The 6,619-nt window shown below is 42.7% G+C and carries 6 protein-coding genes; 1 reads left to right on the top strand and 5 read right to left on the bottom strand.

Annotated elements, in window-relative coordinates; genetic code table 11:
- The 5 genes from RBR61_RS03210 to RBR61_RS03190 form a co-directional block, all read right to left on the bottom strand.
- Positions 1–2,302 (bottom strand): MMPL family transporter (locus RBR61_RS03210; RefSeq protein ID WP_320342068.1); only part of this gene is annotated, 2,302 nt, incomplete at its 3' end.
- Positions 2,303–2,366: 64 nt separating this feature from the next.
- Positions 2,367–2,969 (bottom strand): ABC transporter substrate-binding protein, encoded by a 603-nt coding sequence (locus tag RBR61_RS03205; RefSeq protein ID WP_320342067.1) that lies wholly within the window; start codon positions 2,967–2,969, stop codon positions 2,367–2,369.
- Between the two features lie 2 nt (positions 2,970–2,971).
- Entirely contained in the window at positions 2,972–3,757 is a 786-nt protein-coding gene (locus tag RBR61_RS03200; protein WP_320342066.1) for a VacJ family lipoprotein, read from the bottom strand.
- A 1-nt stretch (position 3,758) separates the two neighbouring features.
- Positions 3,759–4,328, bottom strand: coding sequence for a recombination mediator RecR (recR, locus tag RBR61_RS03195; protein WP_320342065.1), 570 nt, complete (start codon positions 4,326–4,328; stop codon positions 3,759–3,761).
- Complete coding sequence (locus tag RBR61_RS03190; protein ID WP_320342064.1) at positions 4,328–5,419, bottom strand: murein transglycosylase A; 1,092 nt, start codon at positions 5,417–5,419, stop codon at positions 4,328–4,330. The genes recR and RBR61_RS03190 overlap by 1 nt, the downstream gene beginning before the upstream one ends.
- A gap of 75 nt (positions 5,420–5,494) precedes the next feature.
- On the opposite strand from RBR61_RS03190, the gene dnaJ reads away from it, so the two are divergent.
- On the top strand, positions 5,495–6,619 hold the full coding sequence (dnaJ, locus tag RBR61_RS03185; protein WP_320342063.1) for a molecular chaperone DnaJ: 1,125 nt from the start codon (positions 5,495–5,497) through the stop codon (positions 6,617–6,619).

The following is a 6,619-nucleotide window of genomic DNA, read 5'->3' as shown; positions in this document are numbered from 1 at the left end:
CCAGAATACAAAACCCTATCATGATGATGGTCGAGGTGTAGAACATCGCCGTTCCGATACTTTTATGCGCCCTGAACATAGAGCCTTTTGCGTCATTTGAGCGGTTGTAAAGCAGAGAGTACCTATAGATGTAGTGGATGGTGTCATCAACCGCTATGCCTATACTGATGGCTGCGATAGTTATGGTCATCATATCAAGCGGTATATCCATCCACCCCATAAACCCAAAAATAGTCCCGACCGGAATAACGTTTGCGATGATCGCTATGATAGCAATTTTGAGGCTTCTAAAGAGTGCCAGAAACATTAAAAAGAGTATGAGGACAACCACTCCGATGGTCTTTATCTGCGAATCGAAGAGTGATTGGAGCATATTGTTGTACATGATCAAAAGATTTGCCATTTTGTGCTCTTCATACTCGGGATTAAGCATCTCTTTTAGATCACTGTTTATCTTTTTTATCAGCATATCTCTTTGAAGATTCGGCATAGAGTCGATAATTCTCGTGCTTATTCTTACCTGATTGTTTTGTATATCAACGTAAGGTGTCAGTATGATCTTTCTATACTCATCCGGCAGCTCTTTGTACATAAGAGCAAGCATGAGACCGTCCGCCTCTTTGCCGTCGTTTAAGACCTTCAGTATCTCTCCCGTTGTTGCAAGCGAGAGCACTTTTCCTACGGCCTCAAGAGAATCAAGGTACTCATGAACCTCTTTTATCCTGTTCATCTTGGTTTGCGTAAACCAGTACTTCTCTCTGTCCTCCACGCTCTCCTCGAACTCATCTGCGAACGAGTCAAGCTCCTCATCTGCTCCGGCCACCTCAACGGAAGCCACCTCGTCACTGCTCTCTTTGAATGTCAGGATTACATCAAGAGGCGTAGTCCCGCCGAGCTTTTGGTCGATGAGAGCCATCCCTTTGTATATCTCGGTATCTTGTTTAAAGTAGTCTATGAAGCTATTTTCAACTCTGAGCTTTGTAGCGCCTGAAATGGAAAAAATAACAGCCAAGAGGGCTGATACAAGTATGGTCTTTCTGTAATGGTATGCAACATGCGCAACTTTGGCGGTAAATGGTGCGCCGCCTTTACCAAACTCGAGAGACTCTTTTTTCTCAAAGAGAAGCAAAATTATCGGAAAGAGAATATATGTCAAAAGAAGCGATACGACTATTCCCACGCTCATCATCCAGCCGAAGTTTATAACAGGCAATATGGAGCTGAAAACCAGAGAGCTAAATCCTGCAATAGTAGTGATTACTACGAAGAAAGATGGCTTTGCCATAGAGAGCACGCTGTTTAGTGTAAGGCCCATTTGTGTATCGTGCGGATTTTCGGCATAAAGCTCTTTGTATCTCACAATGAGATGCACGACCAGAGACATGTTCATAATAAGCTGCAGCGAGATAAAGTTTGAAGAGACAACGGTTATCTCCCATCCAAAAAGCCCCAAAAGACCGCTTGTTACAATAAGCGAGGTCGTACAGATGAAAAGCGCTATGATAACCCACTGCACTTTTTTAAGAAGAACATATAAGACGGCGATAAGAAGTCCGACTATCAAAAATCCGAAGGTTTTGAGGTCATACTTTACAAACTCCACCATATCATCGGCGATCATCTCTACTCCGCCTAAATGGAGCTTGACTTTGCTGTGTTCCTGCTCAAAATTTTTAAGGATATCTCTTAGTTTTACTATTATCTGGTGGGTCTCTTCTCTTAAGATATCTCTATACTCTTTAAACTCACTCTCTGCTTTTTTGTAGTTTGATCTCTCCTCTTTGCTAAGTTCCCTCTGCTTTTTTAGCTTTACAAATTTGTCTCTGTTGTCTATAAGGGAAAAGTACTTCTCGTCTCTTTTAAGGTTTACCATCAAAGCGGTGGTAGTAAAGTCATCGCTTACAAGGTTCTCCTTATATACCGCACTTGTCAAGAACTCCTGTCTTACAAGCTTTTTGTCAATATTTGTAGACTCCAGTGTGGGTATATCTTTTAATAGCTCTTTGAGCGGAATGGGCGGAGACTGCAAAAGGGGAACATTTACTATGGAGTTGATGCTCTCTACTATCTCCAATGTCTCTATCTGAGAGCTCAGCTTCTTAATATTTGCAATATTCTCATCGCTAAGCAGATCCTCTTGTGTAGTATATGTGACCACCAGAAAGTTGGGTGCTTCAAAGCGTTTGAGTACATCCCTTGTGTACTCAAGATCTTTGTCATCCTCAAGCAAAAGCGTCTCTGCACTCGCATCGATCTCAAGTTTGAAGGCAAAAAGAGCCATTATGAGTATAAAAGCGCTCATAAAAGCTAAAACTATTTTTGGGTATTTTAAAATGTAGTTTTGGTATAGGGTGTTTAACATATAGTTATGACTGCTTTGCCAAAGCGTCCATCAGCTCGCCTATGCTTTTGGTTTGTAAAAACTCTTTGAACTGTGCCCTGTCAGTCTTTAAAATGCTTACCCCTAGTATCTCCACATCGTAAACGAGCCAATCCTCTTTACCTTCCATGCTTTGATTTGGCTTGTGGAACTTGTAGACTATCTCAAGCTTCTCCTCTTTTCCTACAAGGTCTGTAAAGAATGCCATTCTGTTGGATTTTGGCTGCTCTATCTTCTTTATCTCTACCTTCTCGCCCTCATAAGCGTCTATCTTCGCGGAGTATGACTGCTTCATGCGCTCCACATAAAGATCTACGAACCTTTTTGCATCACTTGCAGAGAGCTCCTTCCAACTGTTGCCAAGGCTTAGTTTAGCCATTAGCTCAAAATCGAACATTGGCGATATAGATTTGACTATATCCGCGTTTCTCTGCTCTTTAGTAATACTCTTGTTCTCTACTATGACTATTATCTCATCTATCTTGTTTAAAAAGCGGCTCTTTAGCTCAGACTGCTCATCTGCTTGAAGGTTATAAGATAAAATGAACGGTGCAAAGACCGCCAAAATTTTTTTAAAGATACTCTTCACTACTACTCCTTGATCTGTTTGTCTCTATACTGCTCATACATATCTCTCAAATATGGATAGAGGTCTACCGCATCTCTTTTGATGTCGTCATACCAATCTATGTTCAATGATACATAGTTCACTTTTTCAAGCGTTTTTGCACCAATATACTCTGCAGGCGTATCTGTCAAAGTATCGTAGCTTCTCTGGGTATAATCAAGAGGGCTTAGGTAGGAATCAGGATACATTCCAATAAGGTCTCTTACGTTTGATGGTCCTAAAAGAGGCAGAACTATATGAGGACCGCTGCCCACTCCGTAAAATCCCAATGTCTGTCCAAAATCCTCGTCATGAGGTTCAAGCTCACAGTATTTTTTTGCAGGATCGAAAAGTCCAAGCACTCCTGCCGTTGAGTTCACTACAAATCTAACGCTCTCTTCGGCAGCATTGCGCATCTTTCCCTGAAGCACATTGTTTACAAAACGCATCGGGAAGTAGATGTTTTTGAAAAAATTATCCACGCTCTCCCTGATATCTTCGTGCAAAAACCACTTGTAGCCTTTGGCAACTGGTTTAATAGCAAACTCATAAGCCTTGTCATTAAAAGTTGTCATGGCTCTATTGTAGCCGCTAAAAGGGTCGTAGACCTCTTCTACCTCAAACTCATCTGCAAAACCTTCAAGTTCGCCGTTAATGTCATCTCTCTCTTGCTCAATAGCAACCTCGTTCGGCTTTTCCACCGACTTTGAGCTACACCCCGTCAATGTCAGTACTAAAGTAATAACAAATGCAAAATAAACAGATCTCAAATCATACCTTTACTCTATCCGTCAAAGCCCTCGTCAGAGACAAAATATCAATATTTTCCAAACTTACTCCGGTCGGAACGCCCTGAGCAATTTTTGAGTAGTTTATATTAAAATTACTTAATTTATCTTCAATATATAACATAACCGCATCATTTGCAATAGATGGCGTTAACGCAAAGACTATCTCTTTGACTCCGCTTGAGACCAATCGCTCGAGCTTTGAGAAATCAAACTCCGCCAAAGACTCCAAGACGAAGTATCTTCCGCCAAAAAGTGCGTTCTCCTCCAGAAGCAAAATATCCTTTGCGTTCTCGACTATACACAAAAGCGTCTCGTCCCTGCTGTCGTCACAGCAGATGAAACAGAGCTCATCTTCGCTCATCCCGCCACATGAAGAGCACTGCTTAAGGGTTCCAAGAGCATCTTCAATCGCATGGGATATCTTCATACCCGCAAAGCTATCTTTCATCACCATATGGTAAGCAAGCCTTGTTGCCGATTTCTTCCCGATGGTAGGGAGTTCCTGCAGCGCATCTACAAGCTTGTTGAACTTTTCTAGTGAACCTCTCATCAAGAGTTCCCTTTTGGCAGAAGTATCCAGAGCTTAAGAGGCGCTTTTAGCCTGCCTGCAACCTCTTTAGCTTCCTCTCCGTAACCCATAAACATATCTGCCCGCACGCTTCCTTTTATTGCTCCGCCCGTATCTTGCGCCATAACTACGCGGTTAAACTCTATATTTTCGTCCTCTGCACTTAAATAGAGCATACTTCCAAGCGGAATATACTTTCTGTCCACTGCAATTGAACGCTTAGGCGTAAGCACGACTCCGAGCGAACCGCTTGCCGCATGCTCTTTTTGCCTAAAAAAGACCATAGACTTGTTATAGTTAAGCACTTCATCTATCCTTGATGGGTTCTGCTCCAGCCACGCTTTAATGCTTTGAAGCGAAATATCCTCCATCGGTATCTCGCCATTGTCTACAAGATATTTTCCTATCGAAGCGTACTTGTGCCCGTTTTGGTTATCGTAGCCCACAAAGATGGTACTTCCGTCATCAAGAGTCACCCTTCCCGATCCTTGAACTTCCAAAAAGAATAGATCGATCTTTGAGTCCGTGTAGCAGATTATCTCCGCATCCAGTTCATTTTCGGTGGCATCTTCCCTATCGTGATAAGGAACAAGCCTGTTTCCGACGAGCTTGCCTCTTAATCTATAACTTTTAAGCTCCGGATACTGCTCGCCCAGATCTACGATTACCAGATCTTTTGGAGTTTTGTACAGAGGGTAGATATAGGGCTCTTTTTTAGTCAGTGAACCTCTTATTTCAGGTTCATAGTAGCCCGTTAAAAGCCCGTCATGAGAACTCTGTGGCAAAGCGATCTCATAAGGAGTGAAATATGCAGTTAAAAACTCTTTTGCATCTGAGGCTTCTGCTGCTCTGATACACAGATCAGCGTAGATCTCTCTTGTTTTAGCCGTTTTACAACTTTGCACAAATGACTCCAGAGCGTTTTTATAATCCTCCCCGTGCCAGTTGGGAAGCTTACTAAAATCGCTCTTGTAAAGATCGGTATCGGGCATATGAGAGAAGCTTATTTTTGGCTCTTTGGAACAGCCGCTAAAGAGTAATAATGCGCTTAAATAGAGTATAAAATGTTTCATAAATGGATTATACATAGATTAAATTTAAAACGATATAATTGCGAAAATTTTTAGATGTTAGGATATTAAAATAATATGCAAGATTTAAGCTATTACGAAATATTAGAGGTCTCCAGAGATGCGGACCAAACTACGATCAAAAAAGCTTACAGAAAAATGGCAAAAATTTATCATCCCGACAAAAATCCGGGTGACAGCGAGGCCGAACACAAATTTAAATTGTGCAACGAAGCTTATCAATGTCTAAGCGATGAAAAGCAGAGAAGCATTTACGACAGATACGGTAAAGAGGGACTTCAAGGCATGGGCGGCGGCAGAGGCCGCTCATCAGCAGGTTTTGATGATCTGGGCTCCATATTTGAAGAGATGTTCAGCGGTTTTGGAGGCTCTTCACGCCGTCGCCAAAACCCTGCGGACATGGAGAAGTACCCGCTTGATATGAACGTCGATATGACGATCAGTTTCAACGAAGCCGTCTTTGGCTGCGAAAAAGATGTGGAGTTCAAGTATAAGAACTCTTGTAACAGCTGTAAGGGCACCGGTGCTAAAGACGGCAAGCTCTCAACCTGCCACCAATGTAGAGGGCAGGGTCAGGTCTTTATGAAACAGGGCTTTATGACATTCTCTCAAACCTGTCCCGTTTGTCACGGAAGCGGTTCTGCACCTTCAGCGCCTTGCGGCAGCTGTGACGGCAGAGGATACCATGAAGAGAGGGGCAACGTAACTATCAAGGTTCCAAAAGGGATCGACAGCGGTAACCGCCTTAGAGTCTCAGGTAAAGGAAATATAGGCAAACGCGGAGACAGAGGCGATCTATACGTCACTTTTAACGTAAGACCCGATAAGCACTTTCAAAGAGACGGAAACGACGTCTACATCATAATTCCGGTATTTTTCACTCAGGCAGTCTCTGGAGAGAGCCTCACTATCCCTTCACTTACGGGAGAGCTGGAACTTAAACTTGATGTCGGCACAAAAGACAAGCAGCAGTTCCTCTTTAGAGGCGAAGGGATAGAGGATGTTCACGGTCACGGCAAAGGTGATCTCATTGCGCAGGTCAATATCACCTACCCTAAAAAACTCACAGATGAGCAGCGTGAGCTTCTTAGCAAACTTCAAGAGTCTTTCGGCATAGAGTCAAAACCGCATGAGAGCGTTTTGGACTCAGCCATAGAGAAGATGAAGAACTGGTTTAAGTAA

The sequence above is a fragment of the Sulfurimonas sp. genome (assembly GCF_034005705.1).
In the GTDB taxonomy this organism is placed as follows: Bacteria; Campylobacterota; Campylobacteria; order Campylobacterales; family Sulfurimonadaceae; genus Sulfurimonas.
The sequence above is the reverse complement of the archived record's forward strand: the minus strand, read 5'-3'. Positions and strand labels throughout refer to the sequence as shown.

Coding starts and splice junctions, on each gene's coding strand:
- recR (WP_320342065.1), bottom strand. CDS start 4,328: ATGAGAGGTTCACTAGAAAAGTTCAACAAGCTTGTAGATGCGCTGCAG.
- RBR61_RS03190 (WP_320342064.1), bottom strand. CDS start 5,419: ATGAAACATTTTATACTCTATTTAAGCGCATTATTACTCTTTAGCGGC.
- dnaJ (WP_320342063.1), top strand. CDS start 5,495: ATGCAAGATTTAAGCTATTACGAAATATTAGAGGTCTCCAGAGATGCG.